We start from the raw sequence: 23,788 nt of genomic DNA on the forward strand, positions 1-23,788 counted from the left end.
GTCTCAGACCCGTGCAGCGGTCACTGCCGCCGAACCCCAAGTGGTTCTCCAGCGACGCTTCACGCCGTGCAGACCGAACCAGGCGAGGACACCGAGGCTGGCGAACAGCCACAAGGCCAATTGATAGCTGCCGGTGCTTTGCTTGATCGCGCCCATGCCCGCCGCCAGGGCGAATCCGCCAATGCCGCCGGCCATGCCGATCAAACCGGTCATTACGCCGATCTCACGACGAAAACGCTGGGGCACCAGTTGGAAAACCGCGCCGTTACCCGCGCCCAGACCGAGCATGGTGCAGACGAAAAGTGCCAGTGCCGCGTAGGAACTTGGCAGGTTGAAACCCACCGCCGCGATACAGACCGCCGCGACCGTGTACATGCCCAGCAATGTGCGGATACCACCAAAACGGTCAGCCAGCGCGCCGCCCAATGGACGCATCAGGCTGCCACCGAATACGCAGGCAGCGGTGTAGTAACCGGCGGTCACGGGGCTCAGGCCATATTGGTCGTTGAAGTAGCCGGGCAGGGCGCTGGCCAGGCCAATGAAGCCGCCGAAGGTCACGCTGTAGAAAAACATGAACCACCAGCTGTCGCGGTCGCCCAGGGCTTTGAAGTAGTCGGACACGGACTTGGCTTTTGGCCGTTCAGGCGCGTTTTTCGCCAGCCAGGCGAAGACGATGAGGGTCAGGATCAACGGGATCAGGGCGAAACCGAACACATTGCTCCAGCCGAAGGCCGCCGCCAGCACTGGGGCAATCAATGCCGCCAGCACAGTGCCCGAGTTACCGGCACCGGCGATGCCCATGGCTTTGCCTTGGTGCTGCGGTGGATACCATTGCGACGCCAACGGCAGGGCGACGGCGAAGGACGCGCCGGCCATGCCGAGGAACAGGCCCAGCACCAGCGCTTGCTCGTAGCTGTGAATGCCGAGTTTCCAGGCACCGAACAGGGCGCAGATAACAATCACCTGGCCGATCAGCCCGGCGGTTTTTGGCGACAGGCGATCAGCCAGCATGCCCATGATGAAACGCAGCACGGCACCGGCCAGAATCGGCGTGGCCACCACCATCCCGCGCTGTTGGGTGGTCAGGTGCAGGTCGGCGGCGATCTGCACCGCCAGCGGGCCGAGCAGGTACCAGACCATGAAGCTCAGGTCGAAATAGAGGAAGGCCGAGAACAATGTCGGGGTATGGCCGGATTTCCAGAAGCTTGAATTCATCGCGCACCTCAGCTGTAGGGAGTCTCGAGAAAGAGTCATGAGCTTGCAGGTGGGGCGCCGCATCGGCCGCACCACCGGCCCCGGTCTCTGGGGCCAAAAACTAAAAAACGCCGCCACCTGATTCGCCATGGGCAAATAAGGTGAGCGACGTCTTTGTCGTAGGTGGGGCAACCGCCGTTGGTTACCTGTAGTGATTACTTAGCGAGATTTGTGCCATGTTCAGGATGATCGTTTCCACGCGCAGCATCTGATCGTTCCCACGCTCCGCGTGGGAATGCATCTCGTGACGCTCTGCGTCACAGCTCGAAGCGGACGCAGAGCGTCCATGGCGGCATTCCCACGCGGAGCGTAGGAACGATCGGTTAGCCCAGCAACTCACTCATGGCAATGATCTGCTCCGCCACCTGAATCAGCTTCTGCTGCCGGCTCATGGCCTGGCGGCGCATGAGGGTGTAGGCCTCTTCCTCGTTGCACTCCTTCATTTTCATCAGCAGCCCTTTAGCCAGCTCGATGCGCTTGCGCTCGGCCAGTTGCTGATCCCGGGCGTTGAGCTGGGCGCGCAAGGCCTGGTCGCTTTCAAAGCGCGCCATCGCCACGTCGAGAATCGGCTGCAAGCGTTGTGCGTGAATGCCTTCGACGATGTAGGCACTGACGCCGGACTTGATCGCCTGACGCATCACGTCGGGGTCGTGTTCGTCGGTAAACATCACGATTGGCCGCGGTTGGTCGCGCGAGACCAGCACCACTTGCTCCATCACATCGCGGCTCGGTGACTCGGTATCGATCAGGATCACGTCCGGACGCACCGTTTCGACGCGTGCGGGCAGGTCAATGGTCAGGCCGGATTCATCGATGACTTCAAAACCGGCTTCGGTGAGGGCGGCTTTCAGGCGACCGACTTTCTTCGCCGTGTCGTTGATCAGCAGGATACGCAACATGTTCGCAGTCTCCTGTCAGCGGGTGGCAAATCGGTGCGAGCTGTCGCTCATGGCGTGCAACTTGAAACTGCGGGCGTAACCGGCCGGGTCGCTGCCGTCCCAGATTTTGCCGTCGATCAGTTGGCTGGCACGCATGGCCTGACCCTCGGCGGCAACACCGACCGCCGCGGCCGCCTCACGGTACAAGTCCAGTTGTTGGACCTGACGGGCCACGCCGAGGTAATCCGGGTCGTCACGCAACAAGCCCCAGCGGCGAAATTGAGTCATGAACCACATGCCGTCGGACAAGTACGGCAGGTTGACCTCGCCATCCCCATGGAAACGCAGGGCGTGCGGGTCCTGCCAGCGATTGCCCAGCCCATCGGCGTAATCACCCAGCAACCGTGGCTCGATGCAATCGAGCGGCGCATCGAGGTATTCCGGAGCGCTCAACAGCTTGGCGGTGCTGCGTCGGTTCTCGGTGCTTTCTTCAATGAAGCGGCTGGCCTCCAGAATCGCCATCACCAGTGCCCGCGCCGTGTTCGGGTATTGCTCGACAAAGGCGCGGGTGCAACCGAGGACTTTTTCCGGGTGATCGGGCCAGATCGTCTGGGTCGTCGCCAGGGTAAAGCCCAGGTTCTGCTTCACCGCACTGGCGGACCAGGGCTCGCCGACACAGAAACCATCGATGCGGCCCGCCTGCAGGTGCGCGACCATTTGTGGTGGCGGCACCACCACACTGTCGACGTCTTGCAACGGATGAATGCCCTGGCTCGCGAGCCAGTAATACAGCCACATGGCGTGGGTGCTTGTCGGGAAAGTCTGGGCGAAGGTCAGTTTTGGGCGACTTTGGTGCACGTGCCGATCCAATGCTTCAGGACTGGTCACGCCCAACGCTTGCAAGCCATGGGAGAGGTTGATGCTCTGACCGTTCTGATTCAGCCCCATCAACACCGCCATATCGGTGGCGGCTACACCGCCGATGCCCAGGTGTACGGCGTAGATCAGGCCATACAGGCTATGCGCGGCATCGAGTTCGCCGCTGACCAGTTTGTCCCGCAGGTTGGCCCAGGACGATTGGCGCTTGAGGTTCAGGGTCAGGCCGTAAGGCTGGGCGAAACCCTGCGTAGCCGCGACCACCACGGAGGCGCAGTCTGTCAGGGCCATGAAGCCGAGGTTGATTTCGGTCTTTTCCGGGGCATCGCTACCGTTGACCCAGGCGAGTGGGCCCGCTGTGGTTTCATTCATGACTAAAACACCTTCCAAAAAAAAACGTCGCCCGAGACCCTTGCGCGAGCAAAGCCTTGTGACGACGCCATTGTCCTTGCACTCATCCCGCCGTTGGCATGAGTGCTGATGCCTATGTCGGTGCAAGGCATATGCCATCGCCCCTTGATTTTGCCGCGTGCCTCGCTTGCGACCCCGATGCCCGGCTATAATCGCCGCCTCATTTCGCCGCCATTCGAGTCAAAGCCGCCCATGTACACCCTGGCCCGTCAGCTGTTGTTCAAACTTTCCCCGGAAACCTCCCACGATCTGTCCCTGGACCTGATCGGCGCGGGCGGGCGTTTGGGCCTCAACGGCTTGCTGTGCAAGGCTCCGGCGAGAATGCCGGTGAAGGTCATGGGCCTGGACTTCCCGAACCCGGTCGGTCTGGCGGCCGGCCTGGACAAGAATGGCGCGGCCATCGACGGCTTCGCGCAACTGGGTTTCGGGTTCGTTGAAATCGGCACCATTACCCCGCGCCCGCAGCCGGGCAACCCGAAACCACGGATTTTCCGTCTGCCGGAGGCCGAGGCGATCATCAACCGCATGGGTTTCAACAACCTCGGTGTCGATCACCTGTTGGCCCGTGTGGCAGCCGCCAAGTACAAGGGCGTGCTGGGCATCAACATCGGCAAGAACTTCGACACGCCGGTTGAGCGAGCGGTCGACGACTACCTGATCTGCCTGGACAAGGTCTACGCCCACGCCAGCTACGTGACGGTCAACGTCAGCTCGCCGAACACCCCGGGCCTGCGCAGCTTGCAGTTCGGCGACTCGCTCAAGCAGTTGCTGGCAGACCTGGCGACCCGTCGCGCGGAACTTGCATTGCGCCACGGTAAACACGTGCCGCTGGCGATCAAGATCGCACCGGACATGACCGATGAAGAAACCGCGCAGGTCGCGCAAGCATTGATCGAAACCGGGATGGACGCGGTGATCGCCACCAATACCACCCTGAGCCGCGTGGGCGTCGAAGGCCTGGAGCATGGCGAGGAGGCGGGCGGTCTGTCTGGCGCGCCGGTTCGCGAAAAAAGCACCCACACCGTTAAGGTACTGGCATCGGAACTCGCCGGTCGCTTGCCGATCATCGCCGTGGGCGGCATCACCGAAGGCAAGCACGCGGCTGAGAAAATCGCCGCGGGCGCGAGCCTGGTGCAGCTGTATTCCGGTTTCATCTACAAAGGCCCGGCGCTGATTCGCGAGTCCGTCGACGCCATCGCAGCGCTACGCTGACCTTACACAGCTCCTACAGGGATAGGTGAGCAGGCATAAAAAAGGGCACCTCGAAGGTGCCCCTGGGCCGGAGCCCGCCGCCCGGATGGGGCGTGCGTGGTTAAGTCATGCAGTAATCAGATTGTCGTGTCGGAGTGTTTGGCCCTGTAAATTAGCCGACGGCGTGAAGTTCGTTGAGTCTGTGGATTCCCGCAGTGCCGGTCATACCGTCCCAGTTGTCGCCGCGTCCTTCTCGCCAGCCGTTAATCCAGGCTTGGCGTACCGACGGTAGAGTAAATGGGCAAAGCTCACGGGATTTTCCACCAACGCCATATTGATATCCGCGCAAAAATGCTCTTTCCAACGGATCACGCTTAAGTCTTCTCATAGGGTGTTGCCCTCACTTGTTGACTGTATTTATCGCGTCGACCTCAATTGAGGTCTGGCAGAAAAAATCCTGCCGTTGGGGCTCGCTGCCGGCGTCGCGAGCCAAGGTATTGACGTCGTTGCGGCGTCAACCTGTATTGAGTTCTAACCAATGCGTCACACCGATGGAATGATCGTTTTGTCATAAGGACGTAACCATTAAGGTGGTATGGCCATAAGTAACACGATGTTTGCCCGTGTTTATTGACCAAACCCCGGTATGATCAGCCCCGCGCTGGATGATGGCGCCAATCCCTTGCTGAGAATGTCTCGCGTTGCCCGGAGGCATTATTCGACGAAGGGTCGGTTTATGACATTTTGTTGCATCAACTTTTTTATCTGCCTTTGCATCTAAGCTCTTTTAACCCGGGCTTGCAGGGGTGGGACGGCACACCTTCGTGCCACGCGGGCGCTCTTTTAGAAAAGCGCCTGATTGAAAACCGGGCCGGCAATGCGTTGCCGGTTCACTTAGCTAAAGGCTTTGAAATTCCAATGTCCGATCAATTCGAAATCTTCCTCACTTGCCCCAAAGGCCTTGAAGGCCTGCTCATCGAGGAAGCCGTCGGGCTTGGCCTTGAAGACGCGCGTGAGCACACCTCGGCTGTGCGCGGCATGGCCACCATGGAAACCGCTTATCGCCTGTGCCTGTGGTCGCGTCTGGCGAACCGGGTGCTGCTGGTGCTCAAGCGTTTCCCGATGAAGGACGCTGAAGACCTGTATCACGGCGTGCTCGACATCGAGTGGCAAGACCACATGCTCAACGACGGCACCCTGGCCGTCGAGTTCAGCGGCCATGGCTCGGGCATCGACAACACCCACTTCGGTGCCTTGAAAGTCAAAGACGCCATCGTCGACAAACTGCGCACCCCGCAAGGCGATCGTCCGTCCATCGACAAGCTCAACCCGGACCTGCGCATTCACCTGCGCCTGGACCGTGGCGAAGCCATTCTCTCGCTCGACCTGTCCGGCCACAGCCTGCACCAGCGCGGTTATCGCTTGCAGCAAGGCGCGGCGCCGCTTAAGGAAAACCTTGCGGCCGCGATCCTGATCCGCTCCGGCTGGCCACGCATTGCGGCCGAAGGCGGCGCACTGGCTGACCCGATGTGCGGTGTGGGTACGTTCCTGGTCGAAGCGGCCATGATCGCTGCCGACATGGCGCCGAACCTGCGTCGCGAGCAGTGGGGTTTTACCGCTTGGCTCGGTCACGTACCGGCACTGTGGAAAAAACTCCACGAAGAGGCCACCGAACGCGCCGCCGCCGGCCTGGCCAAGCCACCGCTGTGGATTCGCGGTTACGAAGCTGACCCGCGGCTGATTCAGCCGGGCCGCAACAACGTTGAGCGTGCGGGCCTGAGCGAGTGGATCAAGATCTACCAGGGCGAAGTCGCCACGTTCGAGCCACGTCCGGACCAGAACCAGAAAGGCCTGGTGATCTGCAACCCTCCATACGGCGAGCGTCTGGGCGACGAAGCAAGTCTGCTTTATCTCTACCAGAACCTCGGCGAGCGCCTGCGTCAGGCTTGCCTGAACTGGGAAGCGGCCGTCTTCACCGGCGCCCCGGAACTGGGCAAGCGCATGGGCATCCGCAGCTTCAAGCAGTATTCGTTCTGGAACGGCGCCTTGCCGTGCAAACTGTTGCTGATCAAGGTCACCCCGGACCAGTTCGTCACCGGCGAGCGTCGCACCCCGGAACAACGTCAGGTCGAGCGCGAGCAAGCTGAAGTCGAAGTCGCCGACAACGACGTGGCACCGGGCAAGTACGAGAAGTACAACAAGAACGGCAACCCGATCAAACCGGCCCCGGTGGTGATCGAGCAGCCGCGCTTGAGCGAAGGCGGGCAGATGTTTGCCAACCGCCTGCAAAAGAATCTCAAGGCGCTGGGCAAGTGGGTCAAGCGCGAAGGCATCGACTGCTATCGCGTCTACGATGCCGACATGCCGGAATATTCCATGGCCATCGACCTCTATCAGGATTGGGTCCACGTCCAGGAATACGCCGCGCCGAAATCCATCGACCCGGAAAAAGCCTCGGCGCGCATGTTCGATGCCCTGGCGGCCATTCCGCAGGCCTTGAACATCGACAAGAGCCGGGTAGTGGTCAAGCGCCGCGAGCGCCAAAGCGGCACCAAGCAGTACGAACGCCAAGCGGCGCAGGGCAAATTCGTCGAGGTCAACGAAGGCGGTGTGAAGTTGCTGGTCAACCTGACCGACTACCTCGACACCGGACTGTTCCTCGACCACCGCCCAATGCGCATGCGGATTCAGAAAGAGGCGGCCGGCAAGCGCTTCCTCAACCTGTATTGCTACACCGCGACCGCCAGTGTTCACGCGGCCAAGGGCGGCGCTCGCAGCACCACCAGCGTCGACCTGTCGAAAACCTACCTCGACTGGGCGCGTCGCAACCTGTCGCTGAACGGTTTCTCCGACAAGAACCGTCTGGAGCAGGGTGACGTGATGGCCTGGCTTGAGGCTTGTCGTGACGAGTACGACCTGATCTTTATCGATCCGCCGACGTTCTCCAACTCCAAGCGCATGGAAGGCATCTTCGACGTGCAGCGTGACCAGGTGCAATTGATCGACCTGGCCATGGCGCGCCTGGCGCCAGGCGGCGTGTTGTACTTCTCCAACAACTTCCGCAAATTCACGCTTGAGGAGAATCTCACCGAGCGTTATGCCGTCGAAGAAATCACCGCCCAGACCATCGATCCGGATTTCGCCCGTAACGGCAAGATCCACCGTGCCTGGAAAATCACGGCCCGTTGACGGTTAAGCCGATTGGATCCACAGAGCCTTGATTTTTAAAGGCTCTTTGGTTCTTTCAGTGCTGGTCAAATTAGTGGCTAATAGCTATAACTCAACGCATGGCCAATGGGCTTTCCCGCACATGGCGTTTTGAGTTGCGTCTATGTCGTTGCACGCCGTGCGCCCCAAGATCCTGGGTTTTATCAGCGAAGATGTCTCGGCCTGGCTGGTCGGGCTGCTGGTATTGCTCGTTGGCGGGATTCTCACCGGTTTGCTGGCCTGGTCGACGCTCAATCTGTTTCAGCATCAATTGCGGCAACGTTTCCAACTGCTCGCCAGCGAACGTTACAGCCGCATCGAAGAACGTTTCGAAGATCAGGAGCAACGCCTTGACGGGTTGCGCCGGTTCTTCGCCAATTCCGAGTCGGTCTCCCGCGAGGAGTTCGACGGCTACACCCATCCACTCTTGCAGCGCACGCAGGCGTACTCGTTCGCCGCACGGGTCACTCGCGCCGAACGGCCCGACTTCGAACGCCGGGTGCGCGACGAGGGGGTGAGTAACTTCACCATCCGCGAACTCAATGGCGACGGCCAACTGCAATTGGCGGCCGAACGGGATGAGTACGTGGCCGTGCTTTACAGTCAGACGCAAAGCCGGCTCGGTTCGCCGCTGGGTTACGACTTGTGGGCCCAGCCCTTGCGCCGCGATACGTTGGAGCGGGCCAACCAACTGGGGTCCATGGCGGTGTCGAAGCCGATGCATCTGGTCAGCATCGAACCGGCTTACGCACGTGGCGTGCTGTTGGTGGCGCCGGTGAAGCAGGCCAATGACCCGGCCGGGAAACCCTCCGGTTATGTCATGGCGGTGATCAGCATGCGTCAACTGCTGGCGGATGGGTTGCCCGAGGCCAGCCATGACTACCTTTCGGTGCGGATCCTCGATTTGTCCACCGATGATCAGCATGAAGTGCTTTATGAGTCCTCCAACACGCCAGCCACCAGCGAATTGTCCGCGACACGCTTGCTGCGCATGGCCGACCATGACTATCAAGTCGACATCTTGCCCAGCGAAGCCTTTCTGCAAGCCAACCATTCCTCGGTGAGCAGCCTGGTGGTGCTCGGCGGTTTGCTCAGTCTATTGCTCAGTGCGTTGCTCTATGTGTTGGTCAGTCAACGTCAACGTGCGCTGAGAATGGTCGAGCAGCGCACCCAGGAGTTGCACGCCCGTGAGCAGGAGTTGCGCGGCACCCATGGCCAGTTGCGCGGTGTGTTGAATGCGGCGACTCAGGTGGCGATCATCGCCACCGACTTGCGTGGTGTCATCAGCACCTTCAACGCCGGGGCCGAGCAAATGCTCGGCTACTCCAGTGCCGAAGTGGTGGGGCGCATGACCCTGGAAAACCTGCATTTCCCCCGCGAGCTGGTGGCACGCGCGGCCGAATTGAGTGCGTGCTATGGCAAGCCGATTCCGACCTGCCAGGCAATGCTGGTCGAAGGGGGCGAAGAAGGTGGCCACGAGGCGCGGGAGTGGACGTTAGTCCGCCAGGATGGCAGCCATTTGACGGTCAACATGCTCGCGACCCCTGTGCTCGACGAACAAGGCCTGTGGGTCGGTCATCTGGCTATTTGCATCGATATCACCGAACGCAAGCGCGTGCATGAGGCATTGGCCGCGCGGGACCTGCTGCTGAAAAAACTCAGCGCCCATGTGCCCGGTGGCATTTATCAATTCAAGATGGAATTCGACGGGCGCTTCAGCGTGATTTACGCCAGCGACGGTATTCGCGACATCTACGAACTCGAACCGGACGTGCTGTTGTTCGACGCCGAAGCGATCTTCACGCGGATTCATCCTCAGGACACGACCCGCGTGCGCGCCTCTATCCGGGCGTCGGCGGACACCCTTAGCCCATGGCGCGAGGAATACCGTGTGCTATTACCCAAGCGTGGGCTGCGTTGGGTGCGTGGCGAGGCGACTCCGGAAGAACTGCCCGGAGGCGGCGTGCTCTGGCATGGCTACATCTCGGACATTTCCGACCTGAAGCGGGTGGAGGAAGAGTTGCGGGCGCTGTCGATCACTGACTCCCTGACCGGGATCCACAACCGCCGCTACTTCCAAGAACGCCTGACCAACGAAATGTCCCGGGTCGAACGCGGTGGCGGCGAGTTGTCGGTGATCATGCTCGATATTGACCACTTCAAACGCATCAATGACCAGCATGGCCACGCGGTGGGCGATCGGGTGTTGCAGGTGGTGTGCGAACGCATCGGTCATCGCCTGCGTCGCACTGATGTGTTCTGTCGCCTGGGCGGCGAGGAGTTCATGGTGCTCTGCCCGGACATTGATGGCGAGCACGCGCATTTCCTGGCCTTGCAGCTATGGCAAGGGTTGCGCAGTTCACCGATCGCAGGCGTCGGCATCGTGACCGCGAGTTTCGGGATTGCCAGTTGGCGCGTCGGGGAGGGCGCGGATGCGCTGTTGTTGCGGGCGGATTCGGGTGTTTATGCGGCGAAGCAGGCGGGAAGGGATCGGGTACAGGAAGAGATTAAGTAAGCATTTATGCTGACCCTGTGGGAGCGGGCTTGCCCGCGATAGCGGTGGATCAGTCAATATGATTTCGACTGACACTCCCTCATCGCGGGCAAGCCCGCTCCCACATGGATCTCAAGTGTTTGGTGGAACAGGTCAGAGCACCGAAGCCGTTTCCGGCACTTTCGGCTGGCGATACAGGTCCAGCAACACCTGATCCAACACCGACGAAGCACCAAACGGCGCCTTGTCGTTGAGAATCGCCACTACCGCCCAGGTATTGCCGTTGACGTCGCGGCTGAAGCCGGAGATCGCGCGTACCGTGTTCAGGGTGCCAGTCTTGACGTGGGCTTCGCCGCGCATGGCGGTGGTCTTCAGGCGTTTGCGCATGGTGCCGTCAGTGCCGGCAATCGGCATCGAACTGATGAACTCGGCGGCGTACGGGCTGCGCCATGCGGCTTGCAGCATTGCCGCCATTTCACGCGCGCTCACCCGTTCGGCACGGGACAGGCCGGAACCGTTCTCCATCACCAGGTGCGGCGCGGTGATGCCTTTCTTCGCCAGCCACTGACGCACCACACGCTGGGCAGCCTTGGCGTCGTCGCCGTCAGCATCGGTGCGGAATTTCTGGCCCAGGCTCAGGAACAACTGCTGGGCCATGGTGTTGTTGCTGTATTTATTGATGTCGCGAATGATTTCCGCCAGGTCCGGCGAGTAAGCCCGCGCCAGTACCTTGGCGTTGCTTGGCGTCGGGGCCAGGCGATCCTTGCCCTGGATGCTGCCGCCCAGTTCTTTCCAGATCGCACGCACCGCGCCAGCGGTATACGTGGCGTGGTCGAGCAGCGACAGGTAAGTCTGCGAACTGCAGCCATCGCCCAACTGACCGCCGACCGTCACGGTCACGCTGCCATCGGCCTGGGTCACCGGGTTGTAGCGCACGCCACCGGTGCATTGCTTGGAATTGACGGCTTTGACCTGGTTTTCAATGTTGATGGTGGCGATCGGCGGTTCCACTGATATCAGCACCCGGCCATTGTCGTTGCGTGCCACGAAGCGCAGGGCCTTGAGGTTGACCATCAACGAGTCTGGCTTGACCAGGAACGGCTTGTTCTCGTCATTGCCGTCATCGTTGAATTCGGGCAATTGCGGTTGGACGAAGAAGCTGCGGTCCAGCACCAGGTCGCCGGTGATTTGCGTCACGCCGTTGGCGCGCAGGTCACGCATCAGCAACCAGAGTTTTTCCATGTTCAGTTTCGGATCGCCGCCACCCTTGAGGTAGAGGTTGCCGTTGAGGATGCCACCGCTCAAGGTGCCGTCGGTGTAGAACTCGGTTTTCCACTGATGGTTCGGGCCGAGCATTTCCAGCGCGGCGTAGGTGGTGACCAGCTTCATGGTCGACGCCGGGTTGACCGAAACGTCAGCGTTGAAAATGGTTGGAGTGCCGGGACCGTTCAGCGGAATCATCACCAGCGACAGGGCGGTGTCCGGCAGTTTGCTGGCCTTGAGGGCTTTTTCGACGTTGGGCGACAGGCCGGTGTTGATGGAAGCGGCGGAAACGGAGAAGGCCAGGGGAAGAAGGAAACCGGCCAGCAGCAATGGACGCAAAGACTTGATCATGTGAAATAAAACCCTACAGCCGAGGGGAAAAAAGACGAGGGCATGGAGACAAAAATCCCTCAGTGGTCATGAAAGTGTCGGCATTATGCCCCAAGGTGTAACCGCTTGTGCCGTGCCAGACCTCTCTGATTTGCTATTTTTTTACCGGCGGTAGGCGTCACGCCGCCGAGAGTCGGGCAATCAGCGGCTGAAACTGCTAAAGTGCCGCCCGTTATTACTTATGAGGATTGTTCCAATGGCGACTAACCGTTCCCAGCGTCTGCGCAAAAAACTGTGCGTCGATGAATTTCAAGTTTTGCTAATTTGCGCGTAATCCTCAAAATCTTGCCAAAAATGTACCCAGCCTTCCGCATCGCTTTTTGATCCTTCAGCGGACGGTCTTCCCGCTTAAAATTCCTCGCCCGTATATGTAACTTCACTCTCCATTGGTGCCATGCTGGCGGCCAAACTGCGAAGCCCTGCGGAAGCTAGCTCGCTGCTTAGCACTGCACTCGATCTCCTCGACTCTCTCAATGACTACCCGGTTCTAGGCCTTTCATATCATCAGCAGCTAATGAAGAGCGTGCAGTCTGCAGGCGATTTGGGAGTGAGGTCAGAAGGTTATGAAGATAAGTACTTTTGAAATCAGTAAGTTAATTGTCACGGGGCACTGATTTCGCCTGCAGGAAAAAGCTAAGAGAAGGCAAGAGAGTTGTTTTGTAGATCCCTATCTAGACCAGGTCTTTAATACGATGCTGTATTGGTCGTAGTGGAAAGGAAGAGAGCAAGGCAGACTTCGTATTGCACCCCAAGAAAAAAGGTTCTTCACGGATTACCGGGAAAGACGCTCTTGATCTTCATGAAAAAGAACTCACTGTCCCGGTAACCGTACGCCATCCGCTTGATGACCTTTATTCGATTGTTTATGCCTTCCAGCTGCCCCGTGTGCATCGGCCAGCGAACCCGACTCACGATGCCCCACCAGTAAGCCTTTAGTCGTTTAGCGAACTGGATCAGCGCTGGTATTTCGCTTTTATGAGCATGGCGCAGCCATTGTTTTCATGCGGATCGCCAGCCCCAGGCGGTGCCTGGCGCCCAAAGCGCTTTAAGTTCAGCCTTCATCAAATAGACCGTCATCAACGCTTGGTTGGCCGCCAGCAGATCCTCCAAACGCACCTGTTGCTCCGGCGTTTTCAGGTTCTGCGGGTTGCGCAGCAACAGCCATCGCGCTTGCTTGATGACCTTTCGGGCCGGTTTGTCATGACGCAGTCGATTGGCTTCGTCGACGCGGACTCGATCAATCACCTCTCGCCCATATTTGGCCACCACATGGAAAAGGTCGTACACCACTCGCGCTTTGGGGCAGTGCTGACGAACCTCCAGGTCAAAAGCGGTGTTCATGTCCATCGCCACTGCTTCGATTCGAGCGCAACCCTCTGGCCCCAGCTCTTCGAAAAAGGGTCTGACCGCCGCCCGGCTACGGCCTTCGCCGATCCACAACCCCCGTCGCGTATCCGCATCCAGGACAACGCTGGCATAACGATGACCTTTGAACAGTGCGAACTCGTCCATCACCAAGCGTCGCGGTTGCGCCTTTGGCAAAACGCTCAATGCTGCCTGCAAGGCTCGACGCTCCCGCAACCGCACGGTCTCCCAATGCAGCCCAAACATCTGCGCCACGTGCAGCGTGGGAAGACGCTCGCAAGCCTGAATGACCGCCTCAGCCAAACGGCGCGTCATGCGGGCATAGCGATCCAGCCAACTGACGGCCTCCATGCGTTTGCCACAGTCGCGGCAACCAACGCGCCGGAGCAAAACGCTGAGACGTACCGCACGACCAAGAATGGGCAAATCACGAATGACTCGCTCGCAATACTCATGTGTGGTTGAACAGGGTTTTTGGCATCCGCCACAGGACGGGAATCGGGTAGCGTGGAGTGTCAGATCGATCAGGAGGGTGTCACCATCAGGCTTGATCGTGGCAACAGAAAAGCCCTCCCAAAAAGGAAGGAAAGTATTAATATCGCGCATAAGAACGCCGGTTTGTTAGATGTGTTTGCTCGCACGAACATCATCAATCAAATCGGCGTTCTTGTTTCTGTGTTTCCCGGGATTCCGTGAGGAACCAAAAAAAAGGGCCAATCACGACGGATGGCCCTTTGAACATCAAGCTACCGGATTGATCGGCTTTTCCGGGTACCACACGTCCAGCAGCGGGCTGACTTCAGCGGTGGTCAGCTCGGTGCGGCCTTTGAGCCAGGCTTCAACGGCAGCGCGCTGTTCTTCGCTGACCGAACCACGCTTGATCAGGCAAACCAGACCGAAGTCGTCGCCGCCGACATAGCCCAGACCGTTGGCTTCCATGGCTTCTTTCAGGAACGCGTCGAGGAATGCATCGATTGCCTCGTCAGCCAAATCTTCCTTGAAGTCCAGGTTCAGCTCGAAGCCCAATTCCTGGAACTCGTCTACACAGAGCTTTTTGCGCAGACGCTGGGAGCGGTTAGTGGCCATTGAAACAATCCTCTTAAGTAATAACGCCGCGCATCTTACCAGCTAAGCGAGATGCCTGCCTGACTGAGTGAAGTTGAACCCCTAATCGGGGGGGTAGCCACTCAAAATGTGTGTAGGTGTGTATGTCGACTACAAACCCAGCTCCCCTAGGTTGGCGCTTGGGGGAAGGTCACACTCCGGCACTACCAATACGCATCCAGATGCGTATTGGTACCTACGCGAATATTCAATTAGAACGGACTCCCTTCGTTGGTATTTCTAAAGAGGTTCGATCCCCTCAGCCTCGCGATTGGATTTCTCATCGAGGTAGGGAGCAAAATGCTCGCCTTGAGTCTCTGAACGGCGGCAGGGCACGACGCGACCTCTTCCCAGCCCCGGTCGAAGCAAGAAACACCGGCAGGCTTTGGCACTCACCTCTTCGCTGAGTCGGCGCCTACTGACTCGGCCAAACAGTGTCACTCCCCGTCGGGCACGAGTTTTCGTGAGGCTTAGGGATGTTCGACATCAATACATCAGTAGGTTGAAATTTTCTGTCCATTGTCCATATTTCCCCAAACCGATGGACACCCCACCACCCCGCAAAGCCCGCTGCCCCATAACCCTCCGCCCTACCAAGCGAGCCCCCCGAGATCCATCCAAGTAGCCCCAGAGGCGCACCACCGGGTTCCCCAGCACAGCGCAATGGCGATAGTATTGTGCTATTACCCAGGGACACCCGGATGCCCAGCGCTTCTCGATTAGCGAGTGCGGAGGGCGGTAGGAACTCGGCATGGATCAGCTACGCCACAGGAACGCAGACAGACAACCATCACATCCCGAGGCGGTTACTTGGGAGTCTTCGTCGCGCCTGAGATTTGAAGAGCGACCGATTAAAAATTCAACAACTAAAAATCTCGACAACTCAACAACCCAGACGAATCACCCATACGAAAAACTCTTCAATAACCAAGGGGATCATGCATGAGTGAGCAGGAACAGGAATACGTTTTTCATCCCGCTGATCTAGTCGAATATGCGATGGATAAGCCAATTGGCGCAGCCCGCGCGGCGCTGACAATTGGGCTGGAAGACGCTGACGTTTACCCCGATATCATCATTGCTGAGCTGTCGGGGAACATGGAGTTGAATCAGCGTTTCCTGAAGAAGCTCACCGGCGCCTTGCGGAAGGATCCCAATAAAATTATTGGTGATATGCCAAATCGTATCCAGGGTCTTCAGTTTGAGCGCGATCTCGGACTATGAATTCCGTCAAATATTATTTTGGGGCTGGCGCACCTGTCCGGAGAGGTGTAACTAATGTCTATTGGTGAGAGCGCCATCACAATCCCTCCAGCCCCGGAGTTCATGCTCACGGCTCTGGATGTAGAAAAAGGTGAGCCAGTTCATCCCCTGGATCGCCTGCAGATCATGTCAGCGGATGCTTGGGAGGTCTTTACGCTGGAATTCGTTTCATACCTAGGCAAAGGTTACGAGTCAGTAACCCGCTGTGCTGGTGCGGGAGACAAAGGGCGCGATGTCATCGCCAAGTACGCAATGGGGTGGGACAACTATCAGTGCAAGCACTACAAAGATAAGTTGAGCGTTGCAAACGTAGTGGCGGAACTGGGTAAACTGGTTTACTACACGTGGAGGGGCGATTACACCCTGCCGCGTGAGTATCGCTTTGTGTCGCCGAAAGGCTGTAGTTCTGATTGCATTGACATGCTGGCCAAGAAGTCTCGCATCAAGGCTGAGATCATTAAACGCTGGGATAAGGCCTGTAAGGATAAGATCACGAAGACAGAGTCCATTCCTCTTGAGGGAACTCTATTGGACTATCTCAATGCCCTCGATTTTTCTTTTGTTGATGAGATGTCCTCCCATGAGTTGATTGAGAAGCATGCATTGACACCGTATCACACGACTCGGTTCGGGAGTTACCACTTAAAGCGACCACAGGTTCGGAAGCCCGAATCTAGTGCTGTTGGTGATAACGAGAAAGTCTACATTGATGCTCTCTTGGACGCGTTCTCTGATGCCGATGGGGCAGAGTATTCATTTGATAGCGTCATGGATACTGAATACAAGGATGACTTTGAGCGAGCGAGAATCAATTTCTTCAGCGCCGAGTCGTTGGAGATGTTTTCGCGCGATGCGTTTCCTACAGGGTGCTATGAAAAACTCAAAGGCGAGTGCCACGAAGGTGTGCACAGTGTTGTGCGTAAAAAGTTCGACGATGGATATCAACGGTTTCTCGAAGTGAGCACCCACTGCGTAAAAATCCCATATGACTCCCATCCACTACGTCATTTTTTGCAGACATCCGATCGAAAGGGCCTGTGCCATCAGTTGGTGAATGACCTGAAGTTTAAATGGATCAAGAAATAGATGATGAACTCAAAGGATTTGTACAACAGCCCTGTGGAAATAGGGGCACGCATCGCTCTGTTGCTTGCGGGCTTGGCCCGGGAGCTTGACCTAGATGAGCTTATCTTCCTTGACTATGCGTCTATTTATAGCAGTGACTTTCAAGGGGAACCAAGCCTGCACCCAGTTCTGCTGAATCGACTTGCCGAGCTGGTTCGTAGGCGAGAGATCTTCCCTAGCGCGATTAAATTATTTACCGCGAAGGGGTTGATGACTTCTCAGGTTGATGAGCGTGGCGTTCGATATTCTATCACCAGTGCAGGCAATATGTTTACCGCCAAGTTGAGCGCTGAGTATCACGCAGATTTCAGGCGGCGCGTTTCTTGGGTTGAGGAAAATATTGATTACCTCACTGCTCAACGTCGCACTATTTATAAGGTTGACAGGGTGGTCTGATGTTTATTGAAAGTGTTGTTGTGAGTGGCCCTGAACTTGCAGATGCCGCTGTTTATTTTGAAAAGGGTGCGAACGTTGTCCAAGGCGGCTCCAATACCGGTAAGTCATACATTGTTCAGTGCATAAAGTTTGCCCTTGGTGCGACCAAACCTCCGAAGCCCATCAAGGAGTCGCGAGGGTATACCAACGTCAAGGTTAAGTTTGTACACGATGATGAGAGCTCCTTCACCATCGAGAGGGGTCTTACAGCAAGCTCCAAGCCGACCTTTTACGATGAAGAGGGAAAGGTTCTAACCCTGGGGGTGAAGCACAACCCTAGTAAGATGAACTCGGTCTCCAATCAGTTTTTGGACAGGTTGGGATTGAATAGAAAGCTTTTGCTGAAAGGCACAGCTTCGCTAAATAATGCCTCGTTCTCACTTCGCGATTTCGAAAAAGTCTTTTTGATGGATGAAATGCGAATTGTAGCTGATTACTCTCCTCTGGGGACTGGTCAGAATGATGAGAGCACTAAAGAAACATCTATCCTGAAGCTGTTGCTTACGGGGAAAGACGACGCAGGGGTTAAACAAGCCAAGAAGGAGCTGGCGTCAAAGGGGGCGTTGAAGCACCGGGTCACTGCCGTCGAAGGCATCATCAAGCAGTTTTATCCGGGTGACGACGCTGCTGAGGCTCTTGAACTCCAGAGGCTCAATTCGTTTACCACCCAGGTCGCGTTTCGGCTGAAGTTGGCTGAAACTGAACTGGAAGGCGCGTTCCATTCGAGTGAAGACTTATTCACCCGGAAGGCCAACCATATCTCTGAACTGGACGCGGTCGCAGGCAAAATTGCTGAAGACAAAGCTCTCCTTGGTCGGTTTGACATGCTTGGCCAGAAGTACGAATCAGACCGCCAGCGCCTACAGGGCATTGAGCAGGCGGCAGTCCTGCTCAATGATTCAGACACGGTGCTTTGTCCAACCTGTGGCAATCATTTCGACTCCGAGTCATGCACGACGGATGTTGATGACATCAAGAAGGGTGTTTCCTTCGAATTGGAGCGAATTTCGAAGAACCTCCATGAGCTCGGGGAAGCTCAGGGATCCCTGGTGGCAGCGATTGAACGGAACACCTCCAGCGCTGAGACCACTAAAACCTCCATCGCCGCACTGGAGAAGCTGATCACCTCGGAGATCCAGGACTCGGTAGAGGCAGTGAGCGACCTGAGGGAGCTTGCCTCGTGCCTCAAGTATGATCTCTCGACGCTGGATAAGCTCGTTGCCGATAAGGCCAAGCTGAGGGAGGAGCTGAAACGACTGGGTGTTCTGCTGCTTGAGGAACAAAACAAGTACACCCCTGAAAGCTTTGAGGAGTCTACCAAGCCCCTGGTGAAAGAGATTCAGGATATCTTGCAGCGCTGGAGCTTCCCGAATTATTTCCCGGTAGAGTTCGACTTCACGGCACGGGACATCACGATTGGCGGGAGTGCTAGAGGCAATTTCGGCAAGGGATATCGAGCGATCGCTTCCTCTGCATTTGCTCTGGGGCTTATGAATTTGCTGAAGCCTTCTGGACGCCATCCTGGCTTTGTAGTGCTTGACTCGCCACTGACCACGTACAAGGAAGGGGATCCGGAGCCTGAGGACGATGATGAGGAAGTGGCAGCGGACGTGATTTATGCGTTCTATCAGGATATTGCAGATAACTTCAAAGATTCTCAGGTTATTATATTTGAGAACAAGGAGCCTGATATGGTGCTCATCCCTCAGATGAATTATCAGCACTTTACGAAGAGCAGAAAGAATGGGCGATATGGTTTTTTCCCACTAAGAGGCTGATTCAATACTGTGATGTTGTCGGTCACCCGTCACGTGGCGGGCTGATCGACTAACTGAATTCTGGCTACCTAGTCAGGCAGACTCTCTCCTTTTGATTTATTGATACTGGACACCTTTGAACTAGAGTAGATTAAGTCAAATTTCTTAAAATTGCTTGAGATGTAGCGTGCACGTCGAACTAATCTTGGGTCACCCGAGTTCAATATTCGGCCCATACGTTAGGATATCCACCAGGCGCAGCGCTTTCCGTGCATCCGTTTTTAGGTTGACGAACTGCGGTTCGCGCAGGACGGTAATGAGCATTGAGCGATCACCGGCATCTGTTGCAGCTATGAGCAACTGGCGAGTCCAGTACTTTTTCGAGTCTGGGTTATCAGACGCATACACCGCAGGAAAAGCCTGGCCGGCAGTGAATTCGCCGGCGTATACCGCCGCTAGTGGCGGGGCTGCCTCCAAAGATGCTTCACGAATAGTGCCTTCGTTGCGATCCATCGAGTCGGGTATGTTTTCTCGTGCGGCTTCAGCTGCAGCAGTTTGTGCGACAGTGAAGGTCGCAATCTCAGTAGCGGGCGCAAGTGTGCGCTCCTGTCTTTTGGCTTCAAGGGCTCTTATGGCCGCGTTACAGCGCTCTTTGAACTGATCCTGACGGGACACCGCCACAGCCCTGCGGAGCTGGCCAATTAGCTGGCCGATGTCGTCGACCATCGATACAAGGAACCAGTATGGACGCTCTGTGCCCTGCTGGCTTAGTGCGGTGGCAACAAAAGGCCAGACCTCCTGTCCTGTGAGTGTTTGCCTCTGCAGGGTCTCGCGTAGCTGCTCAGGGCCTTGAAGACACAGATCAAGCAGAAAGGATTCTGGGGGCAGATCCAAGTTTCCTTGATCAAGTCGGCCATTTGCATTTCCCACATCTGCGCCAAATTGCTCACGTGCATGTCCAAAGGCCTGTCGCATATCCTGCAAGGCGATAGGCAACGCGTTTGGGTCGTTTGGTCGGACGACTATCCTCCTGACCTCCACTCCCTCCCAGGTCAGTGGAACCAAGCGCTTATCGGCCTCAGCAGGCGACTCTCGATGATAGGTATCGCCATCGACCTCGATTATGAAGGTGAGCCCCTTGTAGATAACAACGAAGTCAGGCTCCAAACGGTTGTAGAATTTGCCGATACGAACGAAGACGGGGAGGGGAGCTACAGGCAGCTGTGCACGCGTCAGGGCAATGAAGAGCGTGACCTCGGCTTTCGAGCGAAACAGCAGCCCCTGATGCTCCCGGGACGCGATATTGTCACTTCTGACTCGTCCCTGGTTGGTGACGCCTTCACCCTTCACGTAACGCACTCACCCCTAAATCAATCGTTTTCTCGCTCGCGTACATGCTTGCTGACGGTTTGCCTTGATACGCCAAGCCGACGGGCAACTTCGGCCTGTGAATGTCCTTCATCCATCAACTCGAAGATGTCGCTCTTCAGTTTGGTCGCTTTCGCGGTGACAGGGTGTGCGGTTTTGTCCAGTTTGTTGGTAAGCGAGACGTCCAGCAAGTTCGATGAATCGAGGTCGTCATGGAGGCGACGGAGAATCTCGCGTGGTGATTGCCCACGATGTGCCGCGTAAACGACTGTCAGCAGAGACAGCGGATCAAGTTGAAAGGACTCAGCAAGCTGCTCACTTACCTCCAGTGACACCGATCTCTCAGCTGCCTCCAAGCGGCTGATTTGAGATTGGTTGATCTGCTTTGCAATTTTCTGCTGCGAGAGCTTTTTGTGGGCTCGCAGAAATTGCAGTGTTGCGGCATAGGCGGTGCGAAGCGACATTCAAACGTTCCCGTCAAATAGAACGATATGTCGAATTTGTGTTGTCAGACGCAAATGCGTATTGGCATAATGGTCTGACAAGGTCGCTATGTCTGAGACAGACGAGTGGGATAGGCCTTTGGGCAAGCTCCCTATTGCGGTGCTCGCAGGCGTCAGCATCGAAACGTTCCTTTCGAGAGAAATGCACCTTTCAATATAGAGCTAAATCGAGTCAGGGCCTTGGTTGTATCTCCCTGATTTGTGGCGCCGATAATGGATGGCGCTTTCCAGTTGTCGACCTACTTTTTGGAAATGGGCGGAACATGAAAATCCAGATTTTCTCGGATCTGCACAACGAGTTCGCCCCGTTCGAACCTCCCACAACTGACGCAGACATCGTCGTGTTGGCCGGCGACATCGACGTCCAGGCGAGAGGTGTGAAATGGGCAAACGAGACCTTCAACTGCCCCGTGATTTACGTATGCGGGAATCACGAATTTTACAAAGGCCACCTCGATCACACGCTTCGCAAAATGCGAGAGGCAGCGGCACCGCACGTGCACGTTTTGGAAAATCAGGTTTGGGTTTGCAACCAGACCCGTTTTTTGGTCACAACGGCTTGGACGGATTTTTCCTCCACCGGTGATGCGGTGGCAGCGATGGTGACATGCGGAATGTGGATGAATGACTTCCATGTGATCAGAGCCGAGGAGAGCTTTCGACGGCTACGACCCGCAGACGTGATTGAGAAAAATCGCGATGCTTTTGACTTTTTGGTGAGTGAACTCAACAAGCCGTTCGACGGGAAAACCATCGTTGTCACACATCATTGTCCGATCCCGGAAGTCGTTCTGGCGGCGATGCAGTTTGTCGAGACGCAGTAGACCTTGCCCAGGAGCGGTCACTGTCGACTTGCGAAGTGTGCGGGCAGATCGGTGTTTTGGGAGGGGAGTGTTGGCTCAGTGTTCGATGTGTTGATCACATCAATTGGTCGAGCGCGAGTTAGATGGCTGTATTTTTGAAAGAAAAGACCTGCTGTACATCCTGGCTGGCCGAGGGGCTTGAAAGCCTGTGAACTTGCCTGCTTTTCAAGCGTTCAATGAGTACGGAATTACAGGTAGTGGTGCGTAGCTGTCTTCCTGAAACCTTCCTTTTTGCACCGATGTTTATCACTCTCTCCTAAACCGTCTTTCAGTTCGCTGGGCTCACTCACGATTGAACTGCAAAGCCACCTTAGCACTGCGAGAAACCTAAATGCTCGATCCCAAACTGTTACGTAGCAACCTTCAGGAAGTGGCGGATCGCCTGGTGTACCGTGGCTTTGTACTGGATGTTGCGCGCATCGAAGCGCTGGAAGAGCGCCGAAAGACGGTGCAGATCCGCACTGAACAATTGCAGGCTGAACGTAATGCCCGCTCAAAATCAATTGGGCAGGCAAAGGCCAAGGGTGAAGACATTGCTCCTTTGATGGCTGACGTCCAGCGCATGGCCAGCGAACTTGACTCTGCCAAAAACGAGCTCGACAGCATTCAGACAGAACTGGACGATATCGCTCTGACCGTTCCCAACCTACCGGATGCCAGCGTACCCATCGGCTCGAATGAGAACGACAACGTAGAAGTGCGCCGCTGGGGCACTCCGCGAGTGTACGATTTCGAGATCAAAGACCATGTCGCGTTGGGTGAATTTAGCGGAGGTCTGGACTTTGAGTCGGCAGCTAGTCTGTCCGGCGCCCGATTTTCAGTGTTGCGCGGCCCAATCGCTCGCCTGCACCGCGCTCTGGCGCAGTTCATGATCAACCTGCACACCAGCGAGCACGGCTACGAAGAAGCCTACACGCCGTATCTGGTTCAGGCCCCGGCGCTGCAAGGCACCGGCCAGTTGCCGAAGTTCGAGGAAGACCTGTTCAAGATCGCTCGTGAAGGAGAGGCCGATCTGTATCTAATCCCGACTGCCGAAGTCCCACTGACCAATTTGGTGGCAGGGCAGATTCTCGATGCAAAACGATTGCCCCTCAAGTTTGTCGCCCATAGCCCATGTTTTCGTAGTGAAGCCGGCGCGTCGGGTCGTGACGCTCGCGGCTTGATTCGTCAGCACCAGTTCGACAAGGTCGAGATGGTACAGATCGTCGAGCCGTCGAAGTCGATGGAAGCGCTGGAAAGCCTGACCGCGAACGCCGAGCGAACCCTGCAGCTGCTGGGCCTGCCTTACCGCACCCTGGCACTCTGCACCGGCGACATGAGCTTCAGCGCCGTCAAGACCTATGACCTGGAAGTGTGGATTCCGAGCCAGGACAAATACCGCGAAATCTCGTCGTGCTCCAACTGTGGCGACTTCCAGGCCCGTCGCATGCAGGCGCGTTTCCGCAACCCGGAAACCGGCAAGCCGGAGCTGGTGCACACCCTGAACGGCTCCGGCCTGGCGGTCGGTCGTACGCTGGTGGCGGTACTGGAGAACTATCAGCAGGCTGACGGTTCGATCCGTGTACCGGACGTACTGAAGCAGTACATGGGCAACGACATCATTCGATGAAGGCCTTAAACCTTCTTTTGGCAGATGCAGAGGTCAACGATTTTGAAGAGCACTGTCTGTCATTCAGTTTGTTCGAGCAACTGGCCGGAGTGTTGCCTTTGGACGGCGAAATATTAGGTAAGTACCTGGCTATACCAAAGTGCACGCTATCGAGGGCGGCAGGTGCGGGGCATTTTTCTATGAGCGAAAGCCGGAACTTGGTGGCGTTGATCCGCGTCCTAATCGAGGCCAATGAACTCTTCGAAGGCGATGTCCAGGCAGCGAGGCTATTTCTGACTTCACCATCATACGGTTTGAATTCAAAGACCCCAATGGAGGTGCTTAGTACTGATCGCGGCGTCATTGCCGTCACCGACCTCATCGGTCGCCTTGAACACGGCATTCCCACCTGAGAGCCGCCCTCTGCCAAGTGAATTGCACTGCATTGAGAAG

Annotated in this window: 17 protein-coding genes and 2 pseudogenes; 10 read left to right on the forward strand and 9 right to left on the reverse strand. The window is 56.8% G+C overall.

Translation table 11 applies throughout. The features are described 5' to 3' along the window. Nucleotides 1–3: 3 nt before the first annotated feature. The 3 genes from BLQ41_RS14605 to BLQ41_RS14615 all read right to left on the reverse strand — a co-directional run bounded on the left by BLQ41_RS14605 (nucleotide 4) and on the right by BLQ41_RS14615 (nucleotide 3,380). Complete coding sequence (locus BLQ41_RS14605) at nucleotides 4–1,215, reverse strand: nitrate/nitrite transporter (protein WP_090181912.1); 1,212 nt, start codon at nucleotides 1,213–1,215, stop codon at nucleotides 4–6. A 362-nt stretch (nucleotides 1,216–1,577) separates the two neighbouring features. After that, complete coding sequence (locus BLQ41_RS14610) at nucleotides 1,578–2,153, reverse strand: ANTAR domain-containing response regulator (RefSeq protein ID WP_090181914.1); 576 nt, start codon at nucleotides 2,151–2,153, stop codon at nucleotides 1,578–1,580. Nucleotides 2,154–2,168: 15 nt separating this feature from the next. Then, nucleotides 2,169–3,380 (reverse strand): CmpA/NrtA family ABC transporter substrate-binding protein, encoded by a 1,212-nt coding sequence (locus tag BLQ41_RS14615; RefSeq protein WP_090181915.1) that lies wholly within the window; start codon nucleotides 3,378–3,380, stop codon nucleotides 2,169–2,171. A 231-nt stretch (nucleotides 3,381–3,611) separates the two neighbouring features. Between BLQ41_RS14615 and BLQ41_RS14620 the strand changes: the two genes are divergently transcribed. After that, nucleotides 3,612–4,631 carry a quinone-dependent dihydroorotate dehydrogenase gene (locus tag BLQ41_RS14620; protein ID WP_090188549.1) on the forward strand — a complete coding sequence of 340 codons (1,020 nt, stop codon included), beginning with the start codon at nucleotides 3,612–3,614 and terminating at the stop codon, nucleotides 4,629–4,631. Between the two features lie 151 nt (nucleotides 4,632–4,782). On the opposite strand, the gene rmf is transcribed toward BLQ41_RS14620, so the two are convergent. Further along, nucleotides 4,783–4,998 carry a ribosome modulation factor gene (rmf, locus tag BLQ41_RS14625; RefSeq protein WP_003223300.1) on the reverse strand — a complete coding sequence of 72 codons (216 nt, stop codon included), beginning with the start codon at nucleotides 4,996–4,998 and terminating at the stop codon, nucleotides 4,783–4,785. A gap of 530 nt (nucleotides 4,999–5,528) precedes the next feature. Here rmf and rlmKL point away from each other — a divergent pair. After that, nucleotides 5,529–7,799: a bifunctional 23S rRNA (guanine(2069)-N(7))-methyltransferase RlmK/23S rRNA (guanine(2445)-N(2))-methyltransferase RlmL gene (rlmKL, locus tag BLQ41_RS14630; protein ID WP_090181917.1), complete on the forward strand. Its 2,271-nt coding sequence runs from the start codon at nucleotides 5,529–5,531 to the stop codon at nucleotides 7,797–7,799. A 142-nt stretch (nucleotides 7,800–7,941) separates the two neighbouring features. Then, the gene (locus BLQ41_RS14635) at nucleotides 7,942–10,332 is read left to right on the forward strand and encodes a sensor domain-containing diguanylate cyclase (protein ID WP_090181918.1); all 2,391 of its coding nucleotides are present in this window, start codon (nucleotides 7,942–7,944) and stop codon (nucleotides 10,330–10,332) included. A gap of 132 nt (nucleotides 10,333–10,464) precedes the next feature. On the opposite strand, the gene dacB is transcribed toward BLQ41_RS14635, so the two are convergent. The 3 genes and pseudogenes from dacB to BLQ41_RS14650 form a co-directional block, all read right to left on the reverse strand. Continuing rightward, nucleotides 10,465–11,925 (reverse strand): D-alanyl-D-alanine carboxypeptidase/D-alanyl-D-alanine endopeptidase, encoded by a 1,461-nt coding sequence (gene dacB / locus BLQ41_RS14640; RefSeq protein ID WP_090181920.1) that lies wholly within the window; start codon nucleotides 11,923–11,925, stop codon nucleotides 10,465–10,467. 804 nt (nucleotides 11,926–12,729) lie between these two features. Further along, a pseudogene (locus tag BLQ41_RS14645) lies at nucleotides 12,730–13,935 on the reverse strand (ISL3 family transposase). Between the two features lie 135 nt (nucleotides 13,936–14,070). Next, on the reverse strand, nucleotides 14,071–14,415 hold the full coding sequence (locus BLQ41_RS14650) for a YggL family protein (RefSeq protein WP_090181922.1): 345 nt from the start codon (nucleotides 14,413–14,415) through the stop codon (nucleotides 14,071–14,073). A 960-nt stretch (nucleotides 14,416–15,375) separates the two neighbouring features. On the opposite strand from BLQ41_RS14650, the gene BLQ41_RS14655 reads away from it, so the two are divergent. The 4 genes from BLQ41_RS14655 to BLQ41_RS14670 are packed head-to-tail and all read left to right on the forward strand — an operon-like array spanning nucleotide 15,376 to nucleotide 19,034. Next, entirely contained in the window at nucleotides 15,376–15,657 is a 282-nt protein-coding gene (locus BLQ41_RS14655) for a hypothetical protein (protein WP_090181924.1), read from the forward strand. 54 nt (nucleotides 15,658–15,711) lie between these two features. Further along, nucleotides 15,712–16,782 carry an ABC-three component system protein gene (locus BLQ41_RS14660; RefSeq protein ID WP_090181926.1) on the forward strand — a complete coding sequence of 357 codons (1,071 nt, stop codon included), beginning with the start codon at nucleotides 15,712–15,714 and terminating at the stop codon, nucleotides 16,780–16,782. After that, on the forward strand, nucleotides 16,783–17,217 hold the full coding sequence (locus BLQ41_RS14665) for an ABC-three component system middle component 2 (protein WP_090181928.1): 435 nt from the start codon (nucleotides 16,783–16,785) through the stop codon (nucleotides 17,215–17,217). Beyond that, nucleotides 17,217–19,034 carry an ATP-binding protein gene (locus BLQ41_RS14670; protein WP_090181931.1) on the forward strand — a complete coding sequence of 606 codons (1,818 nt, stop codon included), beginning with the start codon at nucleotides 17,217–17,219 and terminating at the stop codon, nucleotides 19,032–19,034. Before BLQ41_RS14665 ends, BLQ41_RS14670 begins: the two co-directional genes overlap by 1 nt. Nucleotides 19,035–19,223: 189 nt before the next feature. Here BLQ41_RS14670 and BLQ41_RS14675 read toward each other — a convergent pair whose 3' ends face one another. Together BLQ41_RS14675 and BLQ41_RS14680 are read right to left on the reverse strand one after the other, a co-directional pair. Further along, a complete protein-coding gene (locus BLQ41_RS14675; RefSeq protein WP_231997099.1) occupies nucleotides 19,224–20,372 on the reverse strand; it encodes a hypothetical protein in 1,149 nt (382 codons plus the stop codon). A gap of 11 nt (nucleotides 20,373–20,383) precedes the next feature. After that, a complete protein-coding gene (locus BLQ41_RS14680) occupies nucleotides 20,384–20,845 on the reverse strand; it encodes a helix-turn-helix domain-containing protein (RefSeq protein ID WP_090181933.1) in 462 nt (153 codons plus the stop codon). Nucleotides 20,846–21,147: 302 nt separating this feature from the next. Between BLQ41_RS14680 and BLQ41_RS14685 the strand changes: the two are divergent. From BLQ41_RS14685 to BLQ41_RS14695, 3 genes and pseudogenes are all read left to right on the forward strand, one after another. Beyond that, a pseudogene (locus BLQ41_RS14685) lies at nucleotides 21,148–21,672 on the forward strand (metallophosphoesterase family protein); the annotation flags it as partial. 406 nt (nucleotides 21,673–22,078) lie between these two features. After that, nucleotides 22,079–23,356, forward strand: a complete 1,278-nt coding sequence (serS, locus tag BLQ41_RS14690; RefSeq protein WP_090181935.1) for a serine--tRNA ligase — start codon at nucleotides 22,079–22,081, stop codon at nucleotides 23,354–23,356. Next, nucleotides 23,353–23,748, forward strand: a complete 396-nt coding sequence (locus BLQ41_RS14695) for an antitoxin Xre/MbcA/ParS toxin-binding domain-containing protein (RefSeq protein ID WP_090181937.1) — start codon at nucleotides 23,353–23,355, stop codon at nucleotides 23,746–23,748. Before serS ends, BLQ41_RS14695 begins: the two co-directional genes overlap by 4 nt. Nucleotides 23,749–23,788: the final 40 nt, after the last annotated feature.

The organism is Pseudomonas arsenicoxydans (assembly GCF_900103875.1).
GTDB classification, from domain to species: domain Bacteria; phylum Pseudomonadota; class Gammaproteobacteria; order Pseudomonadales; family Pseudomonadaceae; genus Aquipseudomonas; species Aquipseudomonas arsenicoxydans.

What these genes read in the sequence shown, in the direction of transcription:
- BLQ41_RS14665 (WP_090181928.1), top strand. Translation starts at nt 16,783, where the DNA reads ATGATGAACTCAAAGGATTTGTACAACAGCCCTGTGGAAATAGGGGCA.
- BLQ41_RS14650 (WP_090181922.1), bottom strand. Translation starts at nt 14,415, where the DNA reads ATGGCCACTAACCGCTCCCAGCGTCTGCGCAAAAAGCTCTGTGTAGAC.
- BLQ41_RS14660 (WP_090181926.1), top strand. Translation starts at nt 15,712, where the DNA reads ATGTCTATTGGTGAGAGCGCCATCACAATCCCTCCAGCCCCGGAGTTC.
- rmf (WP_003223300.1), bottom strand. Translation starts at nt 4,998, where the DNA reads ATGAGAAGACTTAAGCGTGATCCGTTGGAAAGAGCATTTTTGCGCGGA.
- rlmKL (WP_090181917.1), top strand. Translation starts at nt 5,529, where the DNA reads ATGTCCGATCAATTCGAAATCTTCCTCACTTGCCCCAAAGGCCTTGAA.
- BLQ41_RS14615 (WP_090181915.1), bottom strand. Translation starts at nt 3,380, where the DNA reads ATGAATGAAACCACAGCGGGCCCACTCGCCTGGGTCAACGGTAGCGAT.
- BLQ41_RS14680 (WP_090181933.1), bottom strand. Translation starts at nt 20,845, where the DNA reads ATGTCGCTTCGCACCGCCTATGCCGCAACACTGCAATTTCTGCGAGCC.
- BLQ41_RS14635 (WP_090181918.1), top strand. Translation starts at nt 7,942, where the DNA reads ATGTCGTTGCACGCCGTGCGCCCCAAGATCCTGGGTTTTATCAGCGAA.
- BLQ41_RS14605 (WP_090181912.1), bottom strand. Translation starts at nt 1,215, where the DNA reads ATGAATTCAAGCTTCTGGAAATCCGGCCATACCCCGACATTGTTCTCG.
- BLQ41_RS14655 (WP_090181924.1), top strand. Translation starts at nt 15,376, where the DNA reads ATGAGTGAGCAGGAACAGGAATACGTTTTTCATCCCGCTGATCTAGTC.
- BLQ41_RS14695 (WP_090181937.1), top strand. Translation starts at nt 23,353, where the DNA reads ATGAAGGCCTTAAACCTTCTTTTGGCAGATGCAGAGGTCAACGATTTT.
- BLQ41_RS14670 (WP_090181931.1), top strand. Translation starts at nt 17,217, where the DNA reads ATGTTTATTGAAAGTGTTGTTGTGAGTGGCCCTGAACTTGCAGATGCC.
- serS (WP_090181935.1), top strand. Translation starts at nt 22,079, where the DNA reads ATGCTCGATCCCAAACTGTTACGTAGCAACCTTCAGGAAGTGGCGGAT.
- BLQ41_RS14610 (WP_090181914.1), bottom strand. Translation starts at nt 2,153, where the DNA reads ATGTTGCGTATCCTGCTGATCAACGACACGGCGAAGAAAGTCGGTCGC.
- BLQ41_RS14620 (WP_090188549.1), top strand. Translation starts at nt 3,612, where the DNA reads ATGTACACCCTGGCCCGTCAGCTGTTGTTCAAACTTTCCCCGGAAACC.
- dacB (WP_090181920.1), bottom strand. Translation starts at nt 11,925, where the DNA reads ATGATCAAGTCTTTGCGTCCATTGCTGCTGGCCGGTTTCCTTCTTCCC.